Origin of the sequence: Methylobacterium sp. 13MFTsu3.1M2 (genome assembly GCF_900112625.1) — a bacterium.
In the GTDB taxonomy this organism is placed as follows: domain Bacteria; phylum Pseudomonadota; class Alphaproteobacteria; order Rhizobiales; family Beijerinckiaceae; genus Methylobacterium.
Genome location: NZ_FOMM01000003.1, coordinates 210,472 through 232,178 on the forward strand (window position 1 = coordinate 210,472; position 21,707 = coordinate 232,178).

18 protein-coding genes are annotated in these 21,707 nt (G+C 72.8%); 7 read left to right on the forward strand and 11 right to left on the reverse strand.

What is annotated here, in order from left to right:
- Positions 1-23: 23 nt before the first annotated feature.
- The 5 genes from BM314_RS03045 to BM314_RS03065 form a co-directional block, all read right to left on the reverse strand.
- Positions 24-1,208, reverse strand: a complete 1,185-nt coding sequence (locus BM314_RS03045) for an MFS transporter (protein ID WP_244539828.1) — start codon at positions 1,206-1,208, stop codon at positions 24-26.
- Positions 1,205-1,948, reverse strand: coding sequence for an NUDIX hydrolase (locus tag BM314_RS03050; RefSeq protein ID WP_091976842.1), 744 nt, complete (start codon positions 1,946-1,948; stop codon positions 1,205-1,207). Before BM314_RS03050 ends, BM314_RS03045 begins: the two co-directional genes overlap by 4 nt.
- A complete protein-coding gene (locus tag BM314_RS03055) occupies positions 1,905-2,369 on the reverse strand; it encodes a DUF983 domain-containing protein (protein WP_091976843.1) in 465 nt (154 codons plus the stop codon). Before BM314_RS03055 ends, BM314_RS03050 begins: the two co-directional genes overlap by 44 nt.
- A gap of 23 nt (positions 2,370-2,392) precedes the next feature.
- Entirely contained in the window at positions 2,393-4,714 is a 2,322-nt protein-coding gene (gene rnr / locus BM314_RS03060) for a ribonuclease R (protein ID WP_091976845.1), read from the reverse strand.
- A gap of 137 nt (positions 4,715-4,851) precedes the next feature.
- Positions 4,852-5,190 (reverse strand): hypothetical protein, encoded by a 339-nt coding sequence (locus BM314_RS03065; protein WP_091976846.1) that lies wholly within the window; start codon positions 5,188-5,190, stop codon positions 4,852-4,854.
- Positions 5,191-5,314: 124 nt separating this feature from the next.
- Here BM314_RS03065 and BM314_RS03070 point away from each other — a divergent pair, with 124 nt between their 5' ends.
- Together BM314_RS03070 and BM314_RS03075 are read left to right on the forward strand one after the other, a co-directional pair.
- Positions 5,315-8,398: a D-2-hydroxyglutarate dehydrogenase YdiJ gene (locus BM314_RS03070; protein WP_091976848.1), complete on the forward strand. Its 3,084-nt coding sequence runs from the start codon at positions 5,315-5,317 to the stop codon at positions 8,396-8,398.
- Between the two features lie 20 nt (positions 8,399-8,418).
- Positions 8,419-9,309 (forward strand): ketopantoate reductase family protein, encoded by an 891-nt coding sequence (locus BM314_RS03075; protein ID WP_091976849.1) that lies wholly within the window; start codon positions 8,419-8,421, stop codon positions 9,307-9,309.
- 51 nt (positions 9,310-9,360) lie between these two features.
- Here BM314_RS03075 and BM314_RS03080 read toward each other — a convergent pair whose 3' ends face one another.
- The 4 genes from BM314_RS03080 to BM314_RS03095 all read right to left on the reverse strand — a co-directional run bounded on the left by BM314_RS03080 (position 9,361) and on the right by BM314_RS03095 (position 13,871).
- Positions 9,361-9,675: a plasmid stabilization protein gene (locus tag BM314_RS03080; protein ID WP_091976850.1), complete on the reverse strand. Its 315-nt coding sequence runs from the start codon at positions 9,673-9,675 to the stop codon at positions 9,361-9,363.
- A gap of 17 nt (positions 9,676-9,692) precedes the next feature.
- A complete protein-coding gene (locus BM314_RS03085) occupies positions 9,693-11,312 on the reverse strand; it encodes a hybrid sensor histidine kinase/response regulator (RefSeq protein ID WP_091976851.1) in 1,620 nt (539 codons plus the stop codon).
- Between the two features lie 132 nt (positions 11,313-11,444).
- Positions 11,445-13,418, reverse strand: coding sequence for an AI-2E family transporter (locus tag BM314_RS03090; protein WP_091976853.1), 1,974 nt, complete (start codon positions 13,416-13,418; stop codon positions 11,445-11,447).
- A 72-nt stretch (positions 13,419-13,490) separates the two neighbouring features.
- Complete coding sequence (locus BM314_RS03095; protein ID WP_020092557.1) at positions 13,491-13,871, reverse strand: response regulator; 381 nt, start codon at positions 13,869-13,871, stop codon at positions 13,491-13,493.
- A 186-nt stretch (positions 13,872-14,057) separates the two neighbouring features.
- On the opposite strand from BM314_RS03095, the gene BM314_RS03100 reads away from it, so the two are divergent.
- The 3 genes from BM314_RS03100 (at position 14,058) to BM314_RS03110 (ending at position 17,057) form a co-directional block, all read left to right on the forward strand.
- Positions 14,058-14,702, forward strand: coding sequence for a glutathione S-transferase family protein (locus tag BM314_RS03100; RefSeq protein ID WP_043712443.1), 645 nt, complete (start codon positions 14,058-14,060; stop codon positions 14,700-14,702).
- Positions 14,703-14,819: 117 nt separating this feature from the next.
- Complete coding sequence (locus tag BM314_RS03105; RefSeq protein WP_091976855.1) at positions 14,820-15,734, forward strand: amino acid ABC transporter substrate-binding protein; 915 nt, start codon at positions 14,820-14,822, stop codon at positions 15,732-15,734.
- Positions 15,735-15,815: 81 nt separating this feature from the next.
- Entirely contained in the window at positions 15,816-17,057 is a 1,242-nt protein-coding gene (locus BM314_RS03110; protein ID WP_170868027.1) for an MFS transporter, read from the forward strand.
- Between the two features lie 336 nt (positions 17,058-17,393).
- On the opposite strand, the gene BM314_RS03115 is transcribed toward BM314_RS03110, so the two are convergent.
- Complete coding sequence (locus BM314_RS03115; RefSeq protein ID WP_091976857.1) at positions 17,394-18,638, reverse strand: NAD(P)/FAD-dependent oxidoreductase; 1,245 nt, start codon at positions 18,636-18,638, stop codon at positions 17,394-17,396.
- Positions 18,635-19,582: a LysR family transcriptional regulator gene (locus BM314_RS03120; protein ID WP_026604832.1), complete on the reverse strand. Its 948-nt coding sequence runs from the start codon at positions 19,580-19,582 to the stop codon at positions 18,635-18,637. Before BM314_RS03120 ends, BM314_RS03115 begins: the two co-directional genes overlap by 4 nt.
- A gap of 182 nt (positions 19,583-19,764) precedes the next feature.
- Between BM314_RS03120 and BM314_RS03125 the strand changes: the two genes are divergently transcribed.
- Together BM314_RS03125 and BM314_RS03130 are read left to right on the forward strand one after the other, a co-directional pair.
- On the forward strand, positions 19,765-20,820 hold the full coding sequence (locus tag BM314_RS03125; protein ID WP_091976858.1) for a class 1 fructose-bisphosphatase: 1,056 nt from the start codon (positions 19,765-19,767) through the stop codon (positions 20,818-20,820).
- 23 nt (positions 20,821-20,843) lie between these two features.
- Positions 20,844-21,704: a phosphoribulokinase gene (locus BM314_RS03130; protein ID WP_091926233.1), complete on the forward strand. Its 861-nt coding sequence runs from the start codon at positions 20,844-20,846 to the stop codon at positions 21,702-21,704.
- Positions 21,705-21,707: the final 3 nt, after the last annotated feature.

Consider the following 21,707-nt stretch of genomic DNA (forward strand, 5'->3'; position numbering starts at 1 on the left):
AATGCCCGATCGGGCCCGGCAGGTCAAGAGCGGACGCGCCGGCGCTCCGTCGCGGCGAGCCAGCCGGCGAAGGCCAGGAACAGGGCGAGCAGCGCCAGCGCGAACCCGTTCGGCGGCACGAGGTCGAGCCCGCCGCCGATCACCGGCGGCCCCAGCATCAACCCGACATTGTAGAGCACCACGAAGGCCGCGTTGGCGCCCGCGAGATCGTTCGGCGGCGTGCGGTCGCCCAGCATCGCGAGGCCGACCGTGTAGAGGGTCCCGGCGATGCCGCCCCAGACGAGGAGCAGCGCGCCGAACGCCGCCGGATGGCCGGCCGCGAGGGGGATCAGGGCCGAGCCCGCCGCCCCCGCGAGGCCCGCGCCGAGGAGCACCGCGCCCCGGTCGAGGCGGTCGGCGAGCCAGCCGAACGGGATCTGGAACAGCACGTTGCCCAGCGCGATCAGGCTGACGAGGCCGGCCGCCCCTTTCGCGTCGTAGCCGAGGCGCAGGCCGTAGAGCGGCAGGATGGCGAAGATGCCGGTCTCCACCGCCCCGTAGGCCAGGGCCGCCGCCAGGGCGCCGGGGGCGAGCCGGACGTAGCCGAGGATGCCGCGGCCGGAGCCCGTCTCGATCGTCGGCGACAGGCCGCGGGCCAGGGCGATAGGCAGGCCGCCGGCCAGCATGAGGGCGGCCCCCGTCGCGTAGGGCGCCAGCCCCTCGGTCCCGACCAGGGCCAGCAGCAGCGGACCGACCGCGAAGCCCGCCGCCAGGACGGTCGCGTAGATGCCCATCACCAGGCCGCGCCGCTCCGGCGGGGCGGCGGCGTTGATCCAGTACTCGGAGAGGACGAAGAGCGCCCCGAGCGTCGCCGAGAACACGAAGCGCAGGGGGAACCACAGGGCGATGCCCGGCAGCATCGGGAACAGCGCGAGGCTGATCGCCCCGACGAGGAGCGCCAGTCCGAGCAGGGGGGCGACGCCGACCCGCGCGGCGAGGCGCGGCACGAACGGCACCGTGCAGATGCTGGCGATGCCCGCCACCGCGGTGTTGAGCCCGATCAGCGTGCTCGACGCGCCGCGCCGCTCCATCTCGATCGAGAGGAGCGGGATCGACAGGCTGAGCCCGATGCCGACGACGGTGACGCAGGTCACGGCCGCCGAGATCGCCGCCACGTCCTCCGAACTGATCCCCCGCCGCCCGTCCTGCAATCCGTCCGGACCGCTCACAAGGCCACCCGTTCGCGCCGCCCGTAGCGCTCGTAGTGGAAGGGGATCATCCGGTAGGGCGCGAAATCGACGGCGATCTGCGCCTCCAGCTCGTCGAGGATCGCGCGGGTGATGAAGGGGAGGTCGAGCTTGCGGGCCGCGTCGAGCTGCACCCAGGCGAGTTCGGTGAACTCGGCGTCGGCCTCGACCCGCCCCGGCTCCTCGGCCGCCACCATCCGGCGGTCGACGGTGAAGAAGCGCGTGTCGAAGCGGCGCACGCGCTTCGGTGGGGTGATCGCGCGGGCGACGAGGTGCAGCGCCTCGAGGTCGGGCAGGACGCCGTGCCGGGCGAAGCCCTCCCAGCCCGCTGGCACGTCCTCGGGCGCACCGTGCTCGGTCGTGCCGAGGAGCAGACCGGTCTCCTCGTAGGTCTCGCGGATCGCGGCGAGCGCCAGCGCCCGGCCGAGATGGTGCAGGGGCCGGGACACCTGCCGGGTCAGCGCCGCCTCGGCGTAGTCCGGGAGCGCCCCGGCCACCGGCATGTGGCGGTCGCCGAGTTCGATCCGGCCGCCCGGGAAGACGAACTTGCCCGGCATGAAGGCGAGGTTCGGGTTGCGCCGGCCCATCAGGACCTTCGGGCCGCCCTTACCGCGCCGGTCGATCACGATCATGGTCGCGGCGTCGCGCGGCCGCAGGCGCGCCGCGGCGGGCTTCCGCTCAGGAGCTGTGATGATCGGGGGCTCCCGCTGCGGCTCCGGCAAGGCGCGTCTCCTCAAGCCCCGCTGCGGGGCGGCTCCGCGGTAGCGTGGCGAAGCCGTGCATGCCAAGGGCGTATTGCAGCCCGACGACGGCGCCCTTCACGGGCTGGAGCAGGGCCAGCGCGAAGACGAGGGTGAAGACCGGCCACACGCCCATCTCGACCCAGAGCGGCACGTCGTAGGCGCTCTCGGTCTCCAGGATCAGGTAGCCGACGATGTGGGCGACGATGAAGATCACCACGTAGGGCGGCAGGTCGTCGGCCCGATGGTGGTGCAGCTCCAGGCCGCAGACGTCGCATTCCGGCCGCACCTTGAGGAAGCGGCCGAAGATCCGGCCCTGGCCGCAATGCGGGCAGCGGCCGACGAAGCCGCGGGCCATCGCGGGGATCAGGCGGGTGCGCTCGGGAATCACGTCGGCGGCCATGCCCCGGCTGTACACCGCCCGGGTCAGCGGCGCGAGCCGCGGTGGCGCGACCCGGTGTTGCGGATGCCGGCGGGGCGGCCGGGCGGCGCGGCCTTGAAGGGGCGCCCGCCGGACTTCTTCCCCGGCCCGGCGGACCGGGCGCCGGAGCGGGTCCGGCCCTCGCTGAGCAGCTCGAAGCGCAGCGCCCCGGCCACCGGCGCGGCCTCCACGAGCCGCACCTCGACCCGGTCCCCGAGGCGGAACGTCTCGCCGGTGCGCTCGCCCACCAGGGCGTGGCGGCCCTCCTCGTGGCGGAAATAATCGGCGCCGAGCTGCGAGACCGGCACGAAGCCGTCCGCGCCGGTCTCGTCGAGCTTGATGAACAGGCCGGCCCGGGTGACGCCGGCGATCTGGCCCGCGAAGGTCGCGCCGACCTGGTCGGCGAGGTGGTGGGCGATGAGCCGGTCGATCGTCTCGCGCTCCGCCGCCATGGCGCGGCGCTCGGCCGCCGAGATCTGCTCGCCGATCTGCGCCAGCTCGCCGAGGGAGATTTCGCTCGCGAGCCCGTCCGAGCCGAGCCGGCAGGCGGTGATCAGCGCCCGGTGCACGATCAAGTCGGCGTAGCGCCGGATCGGCGAGGTGAAGTGCGCGTAGCGGCGCAGGTTCAGGCCGAAATGCCCGAGATTCTCGGGGGCGTAGACCGCCTGGGCCTGGCTGCGCAGGATCACCTCGTTGAGGAAGACGCCGTGCTCGGTCTCGGCCGCCGTGGCGAGGATCCGGTTGAACAGGGCGGGGCGCAGCGCCCCCTCCTTGGGCAGCTTGATGCCGACCGAGGCCAGGACCTCGCCGAGCGCCCGCATCTTCTCCAGGGCGGGCTCGTCGTGGACGCGGTAGATCAGCGGCTGGCGCGCCTGCTCCAGGGTCTCGGCGGCGGCGACGTTCGCCTGGATCATGAACTCCTCGATCAGCCGGTGGGCGTCGAGGCGCTCCGGCACGATCACCCGGTCGACCGCGCCCTCGGGGCTCAGGAGAACCTTGCGCTCGGGCAGGTCGAGGGCCAGGGGCCCCCGGCGGTCGCGGGCCGCCCGCAGGGCCGCGTAGGCCGCCCAGAGGGGGCGGAGCGCCGTCTCCAAGAGCGGCCCGGTCGCGTCGTCCGGCCGCCCGTCGATGGCGGCCTGCGCCTGCGCGTAGGCGAGCTTGGCGCGGGAGCGCATCATCACCCGGTGGAAGGCGTGGCGGCGCTTCTCGCCGTCGGCGGCGATGACCATCCGCACCGCCAGCGCCGGCCGGTCCTCGCCCTCGCGGAGCGAGCAGAGGTCGTTCGAGATCCGCTCGGGCAGCATCGGCACGACCCGGTCGGGGAAGTAGACCGAGTTGCCCCGCTCCAGCGCCTCCCGGTCGAGGCTGGAGCCCGGCCGGACATAGGCGGCCACGTCCGCGATGGCGACGGTGAGGATGAAGCCGCCGGGATTGGCCGGGTCGGGATCGGCCTCGGCCATGACGGCGTCGTCGTGGTCCTTGGCGTCCGGCGGGTCGATGGTCACGAGCGGCCGGTCGCGCCAGTCCTCGCGGCCCTTCAGGGTGGCGGGCTTGGCGGAATCCGCCTCCGCCAGCGTCGCGTCGGCGAAGACGTGCGGGATGTTGTGGAGGTGCAGGGCGATCAGGCTCACCGCCTTCTCGGAACCGAGCGAGCCGAGCCGCTCCCGCACACGCCCCTTCGGCAGGCCGAACCGGGTCTCGCGCTCCAGCGAGACGCTGACGAGGTCGCCGTCGCGGGCCTGCCCCTCCTCGCCGGGCGGGATCAGGATCTCGCGGCCCTGCGCGCGCTTCTCGACGGGCACGATCCGGCCGCCCTGCGCGCCGGCCCGGTAGACACCGATGATCTCGGCCTTGTTCTTCCCGATGACCTTGACGACCCGGCCGGTGTAGCCGCCCTCCGCGTCGCGCTCGACCCGGATCAGGGCGCGGTCGCCGATGCCCGGGGCCGGACGGTTGCCCTTCCGGGGGCCGCGGGGCTGCGTCAGCACGATGGCGGGCGGCTTGCCGGTGCCGGTCCACTCCACCGGGACCGCCAGGAAATCGCCGTGGCGGTCGCGGGAGCGGATGTCGGCCAGCACGACCGGCGGCAGATGGCCCGCCGGGGCGAGGCCGCCGCGACCGCGGTCGAGGGCGCCGTCCTCCTCGATCTCCTTGAGGACGCGCTTCAGGTCGATCTTGGCGGCCCCCTTGATGCCGAAGGCCTTGGCGATCTCCCGCTTGCCGACGCGCTCCTTCGACTCGGCCACGAAGGCGAGGATCTGCTCACGGGTGGGGAAGGGCTGCGGAGCGGCGGGCTCGGCCGCCGGGGCGGTGGTGCGTCGTGCCAAAAGGGGGGTGCCGGAGAGTTCTGCGATAGACGGGACCCGCGTGCGGGCGCGGGACCGAGGCGTCGGTCCTGTGAGGCTAACATGGGTGTCCGGCCCGCGCGCGGCAACGCCGTGCCGGCACTCCTCAACAGGCGCGATCAGCCGGTCGAGGCGCCCTTGCGGATGCGCGCCACGGCCTGATCCACGTCGAGGCCGGGTGCGAGGAGCTCGTCCAGGGTGAAGGGGCAGGCGCGCGGCAGGGTCAGGTTCACCCGTCCCTCCAGCGGCGCGAGTTCCGGGCTCTCCGCCGCCTGGACGGCGAGCGTCCAGGCGCCGTCCATCCGCAGGCTCTCGGGCTCGGGCGGATCGCCCGCGAGGGCGGCGAGCCTGGCGCGGCCGGCCGCGCGGCAGGCGTCGCTCAGGCCGTCGTCCGAGAGGAGGGCGGCCTTGATCAGCTCGGCCAGGGCATCCCTGACCCGTTCGAGGCTCGCGTTCATGGGCATCCGTTCCGGAGATTGCGGGAGGTCGCAGGAGGTCGCGGGTGCGTGGCAAGCCGGATGCCAGCGCGCGCCGTCCCGTCGCCGATGGTCTCCCGCGATCCGCCGGGTGTAGAAGGCGCGGATGATCCCGGTCCTGACCCGCCACACCGAGGCCGTGCCGCTCTACGCCGCGGCCTGCGCCGAGCTGCGCCTGCGCGGCTTCGAGGGCGACCTGACGCTCTCGGACGCCGACCGCACGGTCTTTTCCACCGACAACTCGATCTACCAGGTGGCGCCGGGGGCCGTGGCCTTTCCGCGCACCCGCGACGACCTCGTGCGCGTCGCCAAGCTCCTCGCGGATCCGCGCTTCACCGAGATCGTGATCCGGCCCCGGGGCGGGGCGACCGGCACCAACGGGCAGTCGCTGGGCCACGGCCTCGTGGTCGACACCTCGCGGCACATGAACCGCATCCTGGAGATCGACGTCGCGAACCGCATCGTCCGGGTCGAGCCGGGGGTGGTGAAGGACCAGCTCAACCGGGAGCTCGCCAAGCACGGCCTGTTCTTCGCGCCGGAGCTCTCCACCTCGAACCGCGCCACGATCGGCGGGATGATCTCGACCGATGCCTGCGGACAGGGCTCGTGCCTCTACGGCAAGACCCGGGACCACGTCCTCGCGCTGACCTGCGTGCTCACCGACGGCACGGTCTGGACCGCCGAGCCCCTGGACCCGGCCGGGCTCGACGCCGCCAAGGGCCGCGACGACCGCGTCGGCGCCATCCACCGCGCCGTCGACGCCGTCGCCACCGAGAACGCCGCGCTCATCGCCGAGCGCTTCCCCAAGCTCAACCGCTGCCTCACCGGCTACGACCTCGCGCATCTTCGCGACGCGGGCGGCCGATTCGACCTCAAGAGCGTGATCTGCGGCTCCGAGGGCACGCTGGCGCTGATCGCCGAGGCGCGGCTGAACGTGCTGCCGATCCCCAAGGCCGCCGTGCTGGTCGCGCTCTCGTACATCGACTTCGACGCGGCGCTGCGCGACGCGCAGGCGCTGCTGCCGTTCGGCGCCGCCTCCGTTGAGACGATCGACTCCACGGTCCTGGCGCTGGCCCGCAAGGACCCGATCTGGGCCGAGGTGCGGGCCTTCTTCCCCGACGATCCGGCCGGGCGGCCGGTGGACGGCATCAACCTCGTGGAGTTCGTCGGCGACGACGCCGCGACCGTGGAGGCGGCCCTCGCGCGGCTCACCGGGACGCTGGAGGCCGAGCGCGGCACCGACACGAGGCGCCTCGGCTTCACCATCGCCCGGGGCGACGCGATCGAGCGGCTCTGGACCATGCGCAAGAAGGCGGTGGGCCTGCTCGGCGCCGCCAAGGGCGACGCGCGCCCGATCCCGTTCGTGGAGGACACGGCGGTCCCGCCGGAGCGGCTCGCCGACTACATCGCGGAGTTCCGCGCGCTCCTCGACGGCAAGGGGCTGCGCTACGGCATGTTCGGCCACGTCGATGCCGGCGTGCTGCACGTGCGGCCGGCCATCGACCTCAAGGACCCGGCGCAGAACGGCCTGATCCGCGAGGTCACGGAGGGGGTGGTCGCGCTCACCGCCAAGTATGGCGGCCTGCTCTGGGGCGAGCACGGCAAGGGCTTCCGCTCGGAATTCGTGCCGCAGACGTTCGGGCCGCTGATGCCGGCGCTGGAGGCGGTCAAGCGCGCCTTCGACCCGGACGACCGGATGAACCCGGGCAAGATCGCCTCCGCCAGGGGCGCGGGCCTGACCCGGATCGACGGCGTCCCGCGCCGGGGCGAGCGGGACCGCGCCATCCCGGCGCCGGTCCGGGAGGATTTCGACGAAGCGCTCCACTGCAACGGCAACGGCGCCTGCTTCAGCTTCGACGCGGACGAGGCCATGTGCCCGTCCTGGAAGGCGACACGGGAGCGGCGCCACTCGCCCAAAGGCCGCGCCTCGCTGATGCGCGAGTGGCTGCGCCGCGCGGCGGAGGCCGGGGTCGACCCGGCCGCCGAGCTGGCGCGGCAGCGCGCCGGGTGGCTCTCCGACGTGGCGGCGACCCTGCGGAGCCGCCTCCGCGGCCGGTCCGAGGCCGACGACTTCTCCCACGCCGTCAAGGAGGCGATGGACGGCTGCCTCGCCTGCAAGTCCTGCACGGGGTCCTGCCCGATCAAGGTCGACGTGCCGACCTTCCGGGCGAAGTTCCTGGCGCTCTACCACACGCGCTACGCGCGGCCGCTGAAGGACCATCTCGTGGCGGCGCTGGAGCCGCTGCTGCCGCTGGCGGCGCGGGCGCCGCGCCTCTTCAACGCGGTCCTGGCCAACCCGCTGGCCCGGCTGATCCTGGCCCGGGCCGGGCTGGTGGCGATCCCGGCCCTGTCGCCCGTCGCGCTCGCGGCGCAACTGGCGGAACGCGGCGTCGCCGTCGCGACCCCGGACGCCCTGGCCCGGCTGGACCCGCAGGAGCGCGCGCGGTCCGTGCTGGTGGTCCAGGACGCCTTCACCAGCCACTTCGACGCGGAAGTCGTGACCGACAGCTGCGACCTCCTCGCCGCCCTCGGCTTCCGGCCCTGGCTGGTGCCCTACCGGCCGAACGGCAAGCCGCTGCACGTGCACGGCTTCCTGGCGCAGTTCGCCGCCGTCGCCCGCTCGAACGCCGCGATGCTGCGCGACCTCGCCGGGCACGGCGTGCCCCTGGTCGGGATCGACCCGTCGATGACGCTGACCTACCGGTCCGAGTACGCGCAGGCGCTGGGCGGCGATCTCCCGAAGGTCCACCTCCTGCAGGAATGGCTCGCCGCCCGGCTCGACCGAATCGCTCCGGGGCAGGGCGGGCGCACGATGCGGCTGCTGCCCCACTGCACCGAGCGCACCAACGCGCCGGGTTCGGTGCGGGACTGGCAGGCCGTGTTCGCCCATCTCGGCCTGCGGCTCGAGGTGCCGGCCGCCGGCTGCTGCGGAATGGCAGGGACCTACGGTCACGAGGCGCGCCACCGCGCCACCTCCGAGGCGATCTACGGCCTGAGCTGGGCCCGCCACGTCGCCGAGGCGCCCGGCTGCACCCTGCTGGCGGACGGCTATTCCTGCCGCTCCCAAGCCAAGCTGGTCGACGGCGTGCGGCTGCGGCACCCGGCCCAGGCGCTGCTGGAGCATGTCCGCGCGGCTGAGGCGGGCGCGGCGCCCTTCCATCCCGAGCGCGCCGCGGCGGTGGCGCCGTGAGCCCCGCCGTGAGCCCCGCCATGACCGTCGCCGTCGTGGGGGCCGGCGCGGTCGGCTGCTACTACGGGTTCCTCCTGGCGCGGGCCGGCCACGCGGTGACGCTGATCGGCCGTCCCGCCCTGGTCGAGGCGGTCGAGAAGGACGGTCTCGTGCTGGAGAGCGCGGCCGGGACGGCCTCCGTGCCCGTCCGGGCGACCGATACGGGGGCGGGCGTGTCGGGCGCCGACCTCGTGCTGGTCTGCGTGAAGTCGGGCGACACCGAGGCGGCGGGCGCGATGATCGCCCCCCACCTCGATCCGGCCGCCACGGTCCTCAGCCTCCAGAACGGCGTCGACAACGCCGAGCGGCTCGCCGCCGTGCTGGGCCGGCCGGTGGTGCCGGTGGCGGTCTACGTCGCCACCGCGATGGCCGGCCCCGGCCACGTCCGGCACAACGGGCGCGGCGACCTGATCCTCGGCGCGTCCGAGACGAGCGGGCACGTCGCCGCCGCGTTCGCGGCGGCCGGCATCCCGACCACCGTCTCGGCGAAGGCCGTCGACGCGCTCTGGGCGAAGCTGATCATCAACTGCGCCTACAACGCCCTGTCGGCCCTGACGCAGCTGCCCTACGGCCGCCTGGTGGAGGGCGAGGGCGTGGTCGCGGTCATCGCGGACGTCGTCCAGGAATGCGCGCGCGTCGCGGAGGCCGAGGGCGTGTCCGTGTCGCCCGGCATCCTCGACGACGTGATGGCGCTCAGCGCCGCCATGGCCGGACAGCGCTCGTCCACCGCCCAGGACCTGGCCCGCGGCCGGCCGAGCGAGATCGACCACCTCAACGGCACCATCGTGCGCCGGGGCGCCGCGCACGGGATCCCGACGCCGGCGAACCGGCTGCTGCACGCGCTGGTCAAGCTCGCCGAGTGGCGGGACTGAGATCGACCCCGCACCGGCACGGAGGCCGGAGGCCCGGCTCGCGACGGGCGGTCAGGCCCGCGCGGCGGCGTTGGCCTTGCGGGTCGCGGCGGCCTTCCGGGCGGAGGCGGAGCGCTCCGCGGCCGTGCGTCCGGCCGAGGCCTTGCCGCCGGACGCGCCGCCCTTGTGGGCGGCCGGGTGGCCGGTGGCCTTGCCGCGGCCCGATCCGCCCGGCTTCTTGCCGCCGCCGTCGTCCTTGTTGACGGTGGCCCAGGCCCGGGCCTCCGCCTCCTTCTCCGGCACGCCGCGGGACTCGTACGAGCCGGCGATGTGCTCGGCCTTGCGCTTCTGCTTGTCGGTGTATTTCGACTTGTCGCCCTGGGACATGGGCCGTCTCCCGAAGCTCAGCCCACCCCGGTCGGACCGTCGAGGATCGCGCGCACGCGGCGGACCAGCTCCGTGCGCCGGTAGGGCTTGTTCAGGAGATCAAACTCCGAGCCGCCGATATCGGTTCGCTCCAGGCTCGCCTCCGCGTAGCCCGTGGCGAGCAGCACCTTGAGCTTGGGCTGGCGGCGCCGGGCCTCGCGGGCCAGGAGCACACCGTTCATGCCTCCCGGCATGATCAGGTCGGTGAAGAGCAGATCGACCTTCCCGCTCGAATCCAGGATCTCCAGCGCCTCGCGGGCATTGCTCGCGACCAGCGTCGTGTAGCCGAAGTCCCGCAGGATCGTGCGGGCGAGCTCGGCCACGTCCTCGCGGTCGTCGACGATCAGGATCGTCTCGGTGCCCTGGCGGTCCACGGCCCGCAGCGAGACCTTCGCGGGGGCGTTGACGTCGCCGTCGGTCGCGGGGAACGACAGGCGCACCGTCGTGCCGGACCCCACCGCCGACTCGATCTGCGCGGCGCCGCCCGACTGCTTGGCGAAGCCGTAGACCATCGACAGGCCGAGACCCGTCCCCTTGCCCTCCTCCTTGGTAGTGAAGAACGGGTCCATCACCCGGGCGAGCACGGCGGGCGGGATGCCGGTGCCGCTGTCCTTGATGGCGATGCTGACGTAGCGGCCGTCGCGCAGCGGCCCGATCTCCCGGCCGCGCGCGGCGATCTCGCTGTTCTCGGTGGAGATCCGGACGGTGCCGCCCTCCGGCATCGCGTCGCGGGCGTTGATCAGCACGTTCAGGATCGCGACCTCGGCCTGGGTCGGGTCGACGCGGCAGTTCCAGAGATCGGGCGCGAGGTCGAGTTCGACCTTCACGGCCTCGCCCACCGAGCGGGCGACCATCTCGCCCATCCCCTCGATCAGGGTGTTGAGATTGACCGCGCGGCCGTCCAGCCGCTGCTTGCGGGCGAAGGCCAGCAATTGCTGCGTCAGCGTCGTGGCGCGCTCGGCCGCCTGCCGGATGTTCTCGGTGGCGCGGCCGAGCCGCGCGCGGTCGGCGTCGGGCTTCTCCAGGCCGGCCGCCAGGATGTCGACGTAGCCGACGATCACCTGCAGCAGGTTGTTGAAATCGTGCGCGATGCCGCCGGTGAGCTGGCCGAGCGCCTCCATCTTCTGGGCCTGGCCCAGCGCCTCCTCGGCGTCGCGGCGGCGCGAGACGTCGAGCTGCGAGCCGAAGTAGTACACGAGCTCGCCGTCGGCATTGTAGACCGGCGAGACGAACAGGGCGTTCCAGAAGGTCGAGCCGTTCTTGCGGTAGTTCAGGATCTCGGTGGCGAACTCGCGCTTCTCGGCGATCGCCGCGCGGACCTGCGCGACGCTCTCGCGGTCGGTGTCGGGACCCTGGAGGAAGCGGCAGTTGCGCCCGATCAGCTCTTCCGGCGTGTAGCCGGTCATCGCCAGGAACGCCCGGTTGGCGAAGATGATCGGGTTGTCGGGCTGGCGCGGATCGGTGACGATCATCGGCATCCGCGTCGTCTCGACGGCCGCGAAGAAGATGTCGCTCTTGCGATCGGTGATGTCGCTCGGGGCGCCGTCCCGGATCGGGGGACTCGGCCCGGAGGGCGGTGTTTCTGGCGTCTCAGACATGCGAGGCGGTCGTCACCTTCCTGGCCGGGAAAGACCTCTGCGCCCGGTCGATCACGCGAGGCGTGCGCGAGACTAGCGGCCGGACGGCCGAAGTCGACCTTGTATCCCCAGCGGCGGTGTCGCGCGAAGGGCTCATGCCGCGGCCGGCCGCGCCGCCTCGGAAGGCGCGCCCACGGGGGCCGGGACGAGCCGGGGCGGCGCGGCCTCGCGGCAGGCGCCCAGCACGGCCGACAGCGCCTCGTTCAGCGACGTCACCAGGAAGTCCGCCGAGGTCGCCCGGCGCAGCCGCTCCAGGGTCGCGGGATCGCGCTCGCGCCAGAAGCCGACCAGGATGCGGACACCCGGCACCGCGGCCCGGGCCTGCCGGACGGTGAACCGGATCTGCGACAGGCTGACCGGCTCGAGGTAGGAGAAGCAGATCAGCGCGAGGCCGTCCGGGTTCTGCGGCCGCTCGCCGGCGCGGATCGCCGCCATGGACAGGATCTGCGAGGCCAGCCCGTGGCGCGCGAGGATCTGGCTCAGCATCAGCGTCGCCGCCTCGTCGAACGGGCCGCGGCTCGACACGCACAGGACCGGCGTCTCGCCGCGCCAGTTGGGCGCGAGGTCCTCGCGCTCGAGGACGATGCCGGCCACCTGCCGGTCGGGCCCGACGGCGGCGAGCGCCGCCGCGGTCTCGGTGTCGGGGCCGCGGCCGGATCCCCGCCGGGCGCGGCGCCCGACCGGCGCCGTGCCGAGGCGGTCCACCACCGTCCCGATCGCGGCACCGACCTCCGCCTGCCGTTCCCGATCCAGGGTGCCGCGGGACAGGTCCTCCTGCGCCAGCAGGAGGCCCGCGAGGGCGACCTCGTCGTAGTAGGTGACGAGGGCGCGCTCCTTCAGGAACTGCCAGCCCTGGTCGATCGCCTCGACCGGGTCGCCGGCCAGCATGCGCTGGTAGAAGATCTCGGGCGGCGACAGGGCGGGCTGATCGCCGAGCAGCACGTCGAGGTACCAGAGCCGCTCCACGTGCCGGCCGAGCACCACGAGGCAGACGGTGAGGGGCGTGGCCAGCACGAGGCCGATCGGGCCCCACAGGAACGTCCAGATCGTCGCGGCCAGGATGACGGCGACCGGCGAGAGGCCGGTGGAGTGCCCGTAGAGCAGCGGCTCGATGACGTGGCCGCAGATCGGCTCGACCACGAGGAACAGCGCCGCGGTGGCGATCACCATGCTCCAGCCGGGATCGACGGCGGCCGCGAGGATCAGCGGCAGCAGGGCGCTGATCGCCGCGCCGATATAGGGCACGAACCGCAGGATCGCGGCGAGGACGCCGAACAGGGTCGGGCTCGGCACGCCGATCAGCCAGAGGCCGATGCCGATCACCAGCCCGAAGGCGATGTTGAGGGCGAGCTGGGCCAGGAAGAACCGGCTCAGCCGGCTCGTGGCGTCGTCGATCGCCGCCGTCGTGCGCCGCAGATCGCCCGAGCCGCCGGCGAGCCGGATCGCCCGGTTCCGCAGGTCCTCGCGCTGGAGCAGGATGAAGATCGTGAAGATCAGGATCAGGCCGGTCGTCGCCAGCGGGTGCAGGATCGGGCCCGCGAAGGTCTGAAGCGTGTCGACGACGCTCGCGCGGGCGGGGGTGAGCTCGACCGTGAGCGGGTGCGTGCGCGTTCCCGGCTCGCCGCGGACCTCCGCGGCCGGCGGCGGCTGCAGGGTGGCGCTGAGATCCTGCACCATGTCGACGATCCGCGAGAGCGTGCCGGTCCCGGCCGTCGCCCCGCGCAGATCCTTGATCTTCGTGCGCATCACCTGCGTGTAGCGCGGCAGGTCGGAGGCGAGCTGGGACGCCTCGCTGGCGATCAGGCTGCCGATGCCGAACAGGGCGCCGAAGACGATCACCACGACGAGCAGGACCGCCGGCGCGCGGGGCACGCGCAGCCGCCGCAGCATCCGCACCGCCGGCACGAGGACGAAGCTCAGGAGGATCGCCAGCGTCACCGGCACGAGGATCTCGCGCCCGAGGTAGAGGGCCGCCATCGTGGCGACCACGAGGAGGAGCGACGCCAGCGCCACGAAGATCGGCAGGCCCTGCCGCAGGCGCTGGGCAGTGACGGGATCCTCGCTCACGGACACGCTCCACTCACATCAGGTCTCGGGGCCACAGATCTCGGGGCCGCGGGTCGCGCGTCCGCTGCCGGCTCAACTCGCCTGCGCGGTCTCGCCCAGGGCGGCGCTGATCTGGCTGAGCAGCTTCGAGAAATCGACGGGCTTCGGGTGATAGTCGTCGCAGCCGGCCTGGATGGCCTTGTCGCGGTCGCCCGACATGGCGTGGGCCGTGAGCGCGATGATCGGGATCGCCCGGGTGTCGGTGCCGGATTTCAGCGTCCGGGCGACCGACCAGCCGTCGAGGACCGGCAGGTTCATGTCGAGGAGGATCACGTCGGGCTGGCCCGAGCGCGCCTGCCGGACGCCGGCCTCGCCGTCATGCGCGAGCATCACCTCGTAGCCGCGCCGCTTGAGGCGGCGCGAGAGGAAGTCCCAGATCTCTTCGTGGTCCTCGACCAGCAGAATCTTCGCCATCAGAACTCGTAACCCCCGGCTCGCGTCGTGCCGGTCGGAGGCCCAACGCGCGGCAACGCACAATCGCCCAACGTTCCTGCCGCGATTCCGGTCCCTGGAGAAGTGGCCTCCGGTCCGCGGTTGACCCGTCGGTCCGCGGGTAAGAGCGTGGACGCCAACGAATCGACAATCCTCGGACGGGGCGGAATGGCCAGTATGCCTGACATCGAGTTCTATCATTCGCCCAATACCCGCTCGTCGGGCGTCCGCGTGCTGCTCGAGGAACTCGGGGTCCCGTACCGGCTGCACGCGCTCAACATGCGCGCCGGCGAGCACCTCCAGGACGCCTATCGCGCCGTCAACCCGATGGCGAAGGTGCCGGCGATCCGCCACGGCGACGCCCTCGTGACCGAGCAGGCGGCCGTCTACCTCTACCTCGCCGACCTGTTCCCCGAGGCGGGGCTCGCCCCGGCGCCGACCGAGCCCGACCGCGCCACCTATCTGCGATGGATGGTGTTCTACGGGTCGTGCTTCGAGCCCGCGGTGATCGACCGGCACCTCCAGCGGGAGCCGGGCCCGCGCGCCCTGTCGGCCTACGCCGATTACGACAGCGTCATCGCCCGGGTGAAGGAGGCCCTGACGCCCGGCCCGTACCTGCTCGGCGCGCGCTTCAGCGCCGTCGACGTGCTGTGGGGCGGCGCCCTCGGCTGGACGACGGGCTTCGGCCTCGTCGCGCCCGACCCGGTGCTGGCGGCCTACGTGGAGCGCATCCGGTCCCGCCCGGCCTCGCGGAAGGTCGCGGCCGCGGACGCGCAGCTCGCAGAGGCGCACCAGGCGGCCGCGTCGACCTGACCGCGGCCGGACTCTTGCTGGGGCTCGCGCCGGGGGCCGGCCCCGGCGCGCGGTCCGGTCTCCCGCCGCCGGCGCACCCCGCGGGCGGCCCCTCGCGCGACCGGAACCCGTCGGCCCATGCGTCTGCTCGCTCCCCTCATCGCCGCGCTCCTCCTCGGCGCCCCCGCGGGCGCCGCACGAGCCGCCGAGCTCACCGGCACGCTGAAGAAGATCCACGACAGCAACAGGCTGGTCCTCGGCGTGCGCGATACCGCGACCCCGTTCAGCTACCTGGACCAGGACCAGAAGGTCGTCGGCTTCGCGGTCGACATCTGCCTGAGGATCACCGACGCGGTGAAGCGCGAACTGAAGATGCCGGGCCTCGAGGTCGGGATGGAGTTCGTCAACTCCTCGTCCCGCATCCCGCTGATGACCAACGGCACGATCGATCTGGAGTGCGGGACGACCACCAACAACGCCGAGCGCAAGAAGCAGGTGGACTTCACCAACACGCACTTCCTGACGGCGACCCGCTTCGTCTCCCGGAAGGACCAGCACATCGCCAGCTTGGACGACCTGCGCGGCAAGACGGTCTCGTCGGTCGCCGGCTCGACCAACATCCTGATGCTGATCAAGGCCAACAACGAGCGCAAGCTCGGCATCACGGTGATCGCCGCCAAGGACGTCCCGGAAGGCTTCCTCATGGTCGAGACCGGCCGGGCGGCGGCCTTCGTCATGGACGACGTGCAGCTCAGCGTGGTCGCGGCTCAGTCCAAGGAGCCCGCCGCCTACGCAGTCAGCGACGAGACCCTGTCCAACCCCGAGCCCTACGGGATCATGCTGCGCAAGGACGACCCGGCCTTCAAGGCGGTGGTCGACCGGGCGACGGCTGATCTCTACCGGAGCCCCGAGATCACGGTGCTCTACGACCGCTGGTTCCTGAAGCCCGTGCCGCCGCGCGGCCTCAACTACAGCGTGCCGCTGTCGTCGGCCCTGCGCTGGGCCTTCGCGCACCCGACCGACAATCCGGATCCCGCGTTCTACGCGCACTGATCTGTCGCGCGGCGGGGTTCCGCTCCGGCGAGGGAGATGCGATGCCGCGGGTCTGATCCCGCCCGCCTCGCGAAGCGTGCCATGACCGACAGCACAGAGCCGGCTCTCCCGTCCAGCGCGGCCGTCGCCGCGGCGCCGGCCACGTCGATCCCGCGCCTGATCGTCGTGCTGGCCTGCGCGGGGTTCGGCAGCACCTTCGCGCTCCGCTCGGTCGAGCCCCTCGTCGGCGTGCTCGCCCGGGATCTCGCGAGCGACGCCCACACGGTGGCGCTCCTCTCCACCGCCTTCGCGCTGCCCTACGCGTTCATCCAGCCGGTGCTCGGCCCGATCGGCGACGCGCTCGGCAAAGAGCGGGTGATGAGCACCTGCCTCGCGGTGCTCGCCGTCGCGCTGACCCTGTGCAGCGTCGCGCCTGACATCGGCAGCCTGTTCGGCCTCCGCATGCTCGCGGGGGCTGCCGCGGGCGGCTGCATCCCGCTCTCGCTGGCCCTCCTGGGCGACCGCGTGCCGATGGAGGGTCGCCAGGTGGCGATCGGGCGCTTCCTCGTGGCGGTGATCCTCGGCCAGCTCTCGGGCTCGACCTTCGCGGGCCTGATCGAGGCGGCGATCGGCTGGCGCGGCGTCTTCGCGGTCACCGCCGCGGTGGCGGCCCTGGCCTGCGCGGCGACCGTCCTCGGCTTCGACCGGGCCGGCCGGGCCCCGGCCCGCCGCCCCGCCTTCGGCGAGGCGGTGACGCGCTACCGCACGATCCTGGGCAATCCCCGGGCGCGGGTGCTGTTCTCGGCGGTGTTCATCGAGGCGATCGCAATCTTCGGCGTCTTCCCGCACCTCGCCCCGCTGATCGAGGCGCGGGGCGAGGGCGGCCCGCGCGAGGCCGGGCTGGTGCTGGCGGGGTTCGCGGTCGGCGGCCTGCTCTACTCGGCCCTGGTCGGGCTGCTGGTGCGACTGCTCGGCCTGCCGCGGATGCTGATCGGCGGCGGCCTGATCTGCGGCGCGTCGCTCACCGTGGTCGGGCTCGCGGGCTCCTGGCAGGTCGACTGCGCCGCGCTCACCGCCATGGGCCTCGGCTTCTACATGCTGCACAACACCTACCAGACGCAGGTCACCGAGGTCGCGCCCAAGGCCCGCGCCTCCGCGGTGGCGCTCCACGCCTTCTCGTTCTTCTGCGGCCAAGCGCTCGGCGTCGCGGTGATCGGGCAGGCGCTGCTCCGGTTCGGCCAGCTCGGGGCGCTGCTCGGATGCGCCGTCACCATCCTGGCGCTCGGGATCGCCACCGCCATCGCCCTGCGGCAGAAGCCGGGACCAGTCCCGTTTACCGGCTGAGCGCGCCTTTTCCCGGACGCCCGCAACGCAGTGGAAGGCGATCCGGGAACCAGCACACGAAGCGCCGCGAAAGCGGCACCGCATATCGACGCTTCGCGACGTTTCGCGCTGGATCCCGGGTCGCATTCCGCTGGTGCTCCATGCGCCCGGGAAAGGGCATGGTGCTCGGAAGATTCAAAGCGGCGTCCAGCCGGCCCATGGTTTTCCGACAGTTAGTCTGAACCGCGCGAGGTCGTCCTTGCGAGCGCAGCGAAGCAATCCAGTGTCGCGCCACGCCTCCCGATGTCGCGCTGCTCTGGGTCGCTTCGCTACGCTCGCGATGACGCGGAGCAGCTCTCAGACCCGCCCCATCGCCAGCCCCTTCAGGTCGAAGTCCGGATCGGCCGCCTGGTCGGGCGTCAGCGGCGTCCCGGCCGCGAGCAGGCGCCGCGCGATCATGTGGTCGCCCGCGCGGTCGACGGATTCCACCGCGCTCAGGCGCCCGTCGCGGAAGCGGAAGACCGAGAACGCGTCGCCGGTCCCGCGGACGACGCCGGCATCGCGGGGTCCCGACAGGCCCGCGATCTGCAGCTTGTGCGGACCCTGGTCGCTCCAGAACCACGGCAGCGCGCCGTAGGCGGCGGGCTTGCCGGTGAGGCGCGCCGCGAGGCAGCGGCCCTGGTCGATGGCGTTCTGCACGGACTCGATCCGCACCGTCCCGTCCGGCGTCAGCCCGTGGGCGAAGGGGATCGGGAAGCGGGCGCAGTCGCCGATCGCCGAGATGGCCGGGTCGGGCGTCGCCAGGAACGCGTCGACCCGCACGCCGTCCTCGGCCGGCAGGCCGGCCTCCGCGGCGAGTTCCCGGTTCGGCAGGACGCCGATCCCGACGAGGACCAGGTCGGCCGCGCGTTCGCTGCCGTCCGCCAGGGCGACGCCGGTGGCGCGGCCGTCCCGCCCGACGATCGCCGTCACGCCGGCCCCGAAGGCGAAGCGCACGCCCATCGCGGCGTGGGCGCGGCGGAAGAATTCGCCCATCTCGGACGAGACCGCCCGGGCCATGGGCCGCTCGGCCGCCTCGATCACCGTCACCGGCAGGCCGCGCGCGGCCGCGACGGCGGCGAATTCGAGCCCGATGAAGCCGGCCCCGATGACCACGATCGCCCGGGCCTCGGCGACCGCCGCCTTCAGGGCGTCGGCATCCGCGAGGCCGCGCAGCTGGCGCACGCCCGCGAGTTCGGCGCCCGGGACCGGCAGGGGACGGTTGCGCGCGCCGGTGGCGAGCACGAGGTGGTCGTAGGGGAGGTCGGTGCCGTCCGAGAGCTGCAGGCGGCGCGCGTCCCGGTCGACCGCGACGGCGCGGAGCCCCGGGCGGTGCGCGATGGCGTGCTCGGCGAAGAAGCCGGGCGGGCGCAGGAACAGGCCCTCCCGGTCGGTCTTGCCGGCGAGGTAGGCCTTCGAGAGGGGCGGCCGCTGGTAGGGCAGGGCGGTCTCGTCGCCCACCAGGGTGATCGGGTCGCGGAACCCGCCCTCCCGCAGGGACGCGGCGAGCTGGAAGCCGGCCTGCCCGGCCCCGGCCACGACGACGCCGGCAGCGGCGCTCACGCCTTGGCTCCCGCCAGCACCAGACCGCTCTGGGCGACGCCCGGCAGGCAGCGCGCGCCCTCCGACATCAGGTAGGACCAGACCGCGGAGGCGGCCGGGCCCAGCACCTTGTCGGCGCGCCGGACCGCGTACCAGTCGCGCCGGATCGGCAGGCCCCTGACGTTGAGGAGGACGAGGCGCCCGCTCTCCAGCTCGGCCGCCACGGAGTGCACCGAGAGCAGCGCGATCCCGAGCCCGGCCATCACCGCCTGCTTGATGGTCTCGTTCGACCCGGTGTCGATGTCCAGCGGCGCCCGCTTGACCAGGACGCCGCTCATGAACTCCTCGAAGACCATGCGGGTGCCCGAGCCCTCTTCTCGGAGGAAGAACGGCTGGTCCGCGAGGTCCTCGCGGTTCAGGTCGGTCCGGCCCGCCAGCGGGTGGCCGGGCGGCGCGATCAGCACGATCGGGTGCGGCCCGAAGGTGGCGGCCTCGATCGGGAAGTCCCGGGGCGGGCGGCCCATCAGGGCGAAGTCGATCTCGTAGCCGCGCAGCGCCTCCACGGTCTGGCCGCGGTTGCGCACCGACAGGCTGATCTCGACGCCGGGATGCTTCTTGACGAAGCCCGCGATCACCTGCGGGGCGAAGTACTTGGCGGTGGAGACGACCCCGAGCGCCACGCGGCCGCCCTCCGCGCCGCGCAGGGTGCGCAGGCGGTCCGTGCAGGTCTCCAGCACCGTGTTGATGCTGTCGATCGCCCAGAGCATCTCGCGGCCGGCATCCGTCGGCTTGAGGCCGCCCGGCGTCCGGTCGAACAGCAGCAGCCCGGCCTCCTCTTCCAGCTGGCGGATGCGCGCGTAGAGGGCGGCCGAGGTGACGTTCAGCTCCTGCGCAGCCCGGGTCATGGTGCCGAGGCGGGCCACGGCAGCGACCGCCTGAAGCTGCTTGAGGGAGAGGTTGCGCATGGCGGACATCTCGTTTTTTTCGTCCTATGGCACAAGATCGCACAGAAATCTTGAAGGCCCCGCCGCGGGTTCCTGTCGATCCGGAGACAGAGACCGCTATCTTGGCAGCCAAGCGGCCGCTACAGAGCCGGCGCGGAACGCGCGATCTTCGCGGACGGGATCCGAGCAGGAGGAGTAGGCCGATGGCAATTTCAGCGGCGATCGGGACGCCCCTCGAGACCTGCCTGGCGCAGGCCGTGGACGCCAATCCGGCGCTGAAGGACTCCGCCGCGGTGATCGCGGCCGTGGCGCGGTCGGCGGTGGAGATCAGCGAGCGGATCGGGCGCGGCGCGCTCAGCGGCGACCTCGCGGCGGCCGGCGATCACAACAGCGACGGCGACGTTCAGAAGGCCCTCGACGTCATCGCTCACGAGAGCGTGACCGCGGCGCTGCGGGGCGCTCCGGTCGCCGAGGTCGCCTCCGAGGAGGCCGAGGAGGTGATGCGTCTGAACCCGGACGCCCCGCTCGCCGTCGCCATCGACCCCCTCGACGGCTCCTCCAACATCGGCGTGAACATGGCCGTCGGCATGATCTTCGGCATCCGGCCGTCGATCAAGGATCCGGCGAACTCGCTGGCCTCGTTCACCACCCCCGGCTCGACGCAGATCGCCGCGGGCTTCGTCACCTACGGCCCGGCCACGGCGCTGATCCTGACACTGGGCGAGGGCACCCAGTCCTACGTGCTCGACCGCGCCGAGGGCCGGTTCAAGCTGACGAGCCCGGCGATGTCGGTGCCGGCCTCCACCAAGGAATTCGCCATCAACGCCTCCAACGCCCGACACTGGGACGCGCCGGTGAAGGCCTATATCGAGGATTGCCAGCGCGGCACCGAGGGGCCGCGCGACAAGGACTACAACATGCGCTGGCTCGCCTCGCTGGTGGCCGACATCCAGCGCGTGCTGACCCGCGGCGGCGTGTTCCTCTACCCGGGCGACGCCCGGAAGAACTACGCCCGCGGCCGCCTGCGGCTGCTCTACGAGGTCGCCCCCGTGGCCATGCTGGTCGAGCAGGCCGGCGGCGCGGCCACCGACGGTCAGACGCGGATCCTCGACCTCGTGGCCACCGGCATCCACGAGCGGGCGCCGCTGGTCTGCGGCTCGACCGAGGAGGTGTCCTGCGTGGCGACCTACTACGCGGGCGGCAAGCCCGATGCCGGCCGCTCGCCGCTGTTCGGCCAGCGGGGCCTGATGCGCTCGTAGCTCGGAGCCCGAAGTACGAAACGATGTCGGCGCGGCACCCCATCATCTCGGTGACCGGCTCCTCCGGGGCCGGGACCACCTCGGTGCGCAACACCTTCGAGCAGATCTTCCGCCGCGAGGACGTGCGGGCGGTCTTCATCGAGGGTGACGGCTTCCACGCCTTCGACCGCGACACGATGCGGGCGATGATGGCGAACGAGCCGACGCTGTCCCACTTCGCGCCGCGGGCCAACCTCCTGCCCGAGCTGGAGGCGGTGTTCCGCAGCTACGCCGAGTCCGGCACCGGCCGGACCCGTCACTACGCCCACGACCAGCACGACGCGCAGGCCTACGGCATCCCGGAGGGCAGCTTCTCGGACTGGGAGACGTTCCCGCCCGATTCCGACCTCCTGTTCTACGAGGGCCTGCACGGCTGCGTGGCCGACCCGGACGTCGACATCGCCCGCTACGCCGACCTGAAGATCGGCGTCGTGCCGGTGATCAACCTCGAATGGATCCAGAAGCTGCACCGGGACCGCTCGTTCCGCGGCTACTCCACCGAGGCGGTGACCGACGTGATCCTGCGGCGCATGCCCGACTACGTGCAGACCATCTGCCCGCAATTCTCGTTCACCGACATCAACTTCCAGCGGGTGCCGACGGTCGACACGTCGAACCCGTTCATCGCCCGCTGGATTCCCACCGCCGACGAATCGATGGTCGTGATCCGCTTCAAGGACCCGAAGGGGATCGACTTCTCGTATCTCGTCTCCATGATTCACGACAGTTTCATGAGCCGGGCCAACTCCATCGTGATCCCCGGCGGCAAGCTCGACCTGGCGATGCAGCTGATCCTGACGCCGATGATCATGCAGCTCGTCGAGCGCCGCCGCCGGCTGGCCTGAGCC

Bases quoted from the DNA above. Each gene is read 5' to 3' on its own strand.
- BM314_RS03065 (WP_091976846.1), bottom strand. From the start codon at position 5,190: ATGAACGCGAGCCTCGAACGGGTCAGGGATGCCCTGGCCGAGCTGATC.
- BM314_RS03055 (WP_091976843.1), bottom strand. From the start codon at position 2,369: ATGGCCGCCGACGTGATTCCCGAGCGCACCCGCCTGATCCCCGCGATG.
- BM314_RS03110 (WP_170868027.1), top strand. From the start codon at position 15,816: ATGACCGACAGCACAGAGCCGGCTCTCCCGTCCAGCGCGGCCGTCGCC.
- BM314_RS03070 (WP_091976848.1), top strand. From the start codon at position 5,315: ATGATCCCGGTCCTGACCCGCCACACCGAGGCCGTGCCGCTCTACGCC.
- BM314_RS03080 (WP_091976850.1), bottom strand. From the start codon at position 9,675: ATGTCCCAGGGCGACAAGTCGAAATACACCGACAAGCAGAAGCGCAAG.
- BM314_RS03105 (WP_091976855.1), top strand. From the start codon at position 14,820: ATGCGTCTGCTCGCTCCCCTCATCGCCGCGCTCCTCCTCGGCGCCCCC.
- BM314_RS03125 (WP_091976858.1), top strand. From the start codon at position 19,765: ATGGCAATTTCAGCGGCGATCGGGACGCCCCTCGAGACCTGCCTGGCG.
- BM314_RS03075 (WP_091976849.1), top strand. From the start codon at position 8,419: ATGACCGTCGCCGTCGTGGGGGCCGGCGCGGTCGGCTGCTACTACGGG.
- BM314_RS03120 (WP_026604832.1), bottom strand. From the start codon at position 19,582: ATGCGCAACCTCTCCCTCAAGCAGCTTCAGGCGGTCGCTGCCGTGGCC.
- BM314_RS03100 (WP_043712443.1), top strand. From the start codon at position 14,058: ATGGCCAGTATGCCTGACATCGAGTTCTATCATTCGCCCAATACCCGC.
- BM314_RS03130 (WP_091926233.1), top strand. From the start codon at position 20,844: ATGTCGGCGCGGCACCCCATCATCTCGGTGACCGGCTCCTCCGGGGCC.
- BM314_RS03085 (WP_091976851.1), bottom strand. From the start codon at position 11,312: ATGTCTGAGACGCCAGAAACACCGCCCTCCGGGCCGAGTCCCCCGATC.
- BM314_RS03095 (WP_020092557.1), bottom strand. From the start codon at position 13,871: ATGGCGAAGATTCTGCTGGTCGAGGACCACGAAGAGATCTGGGACTTC.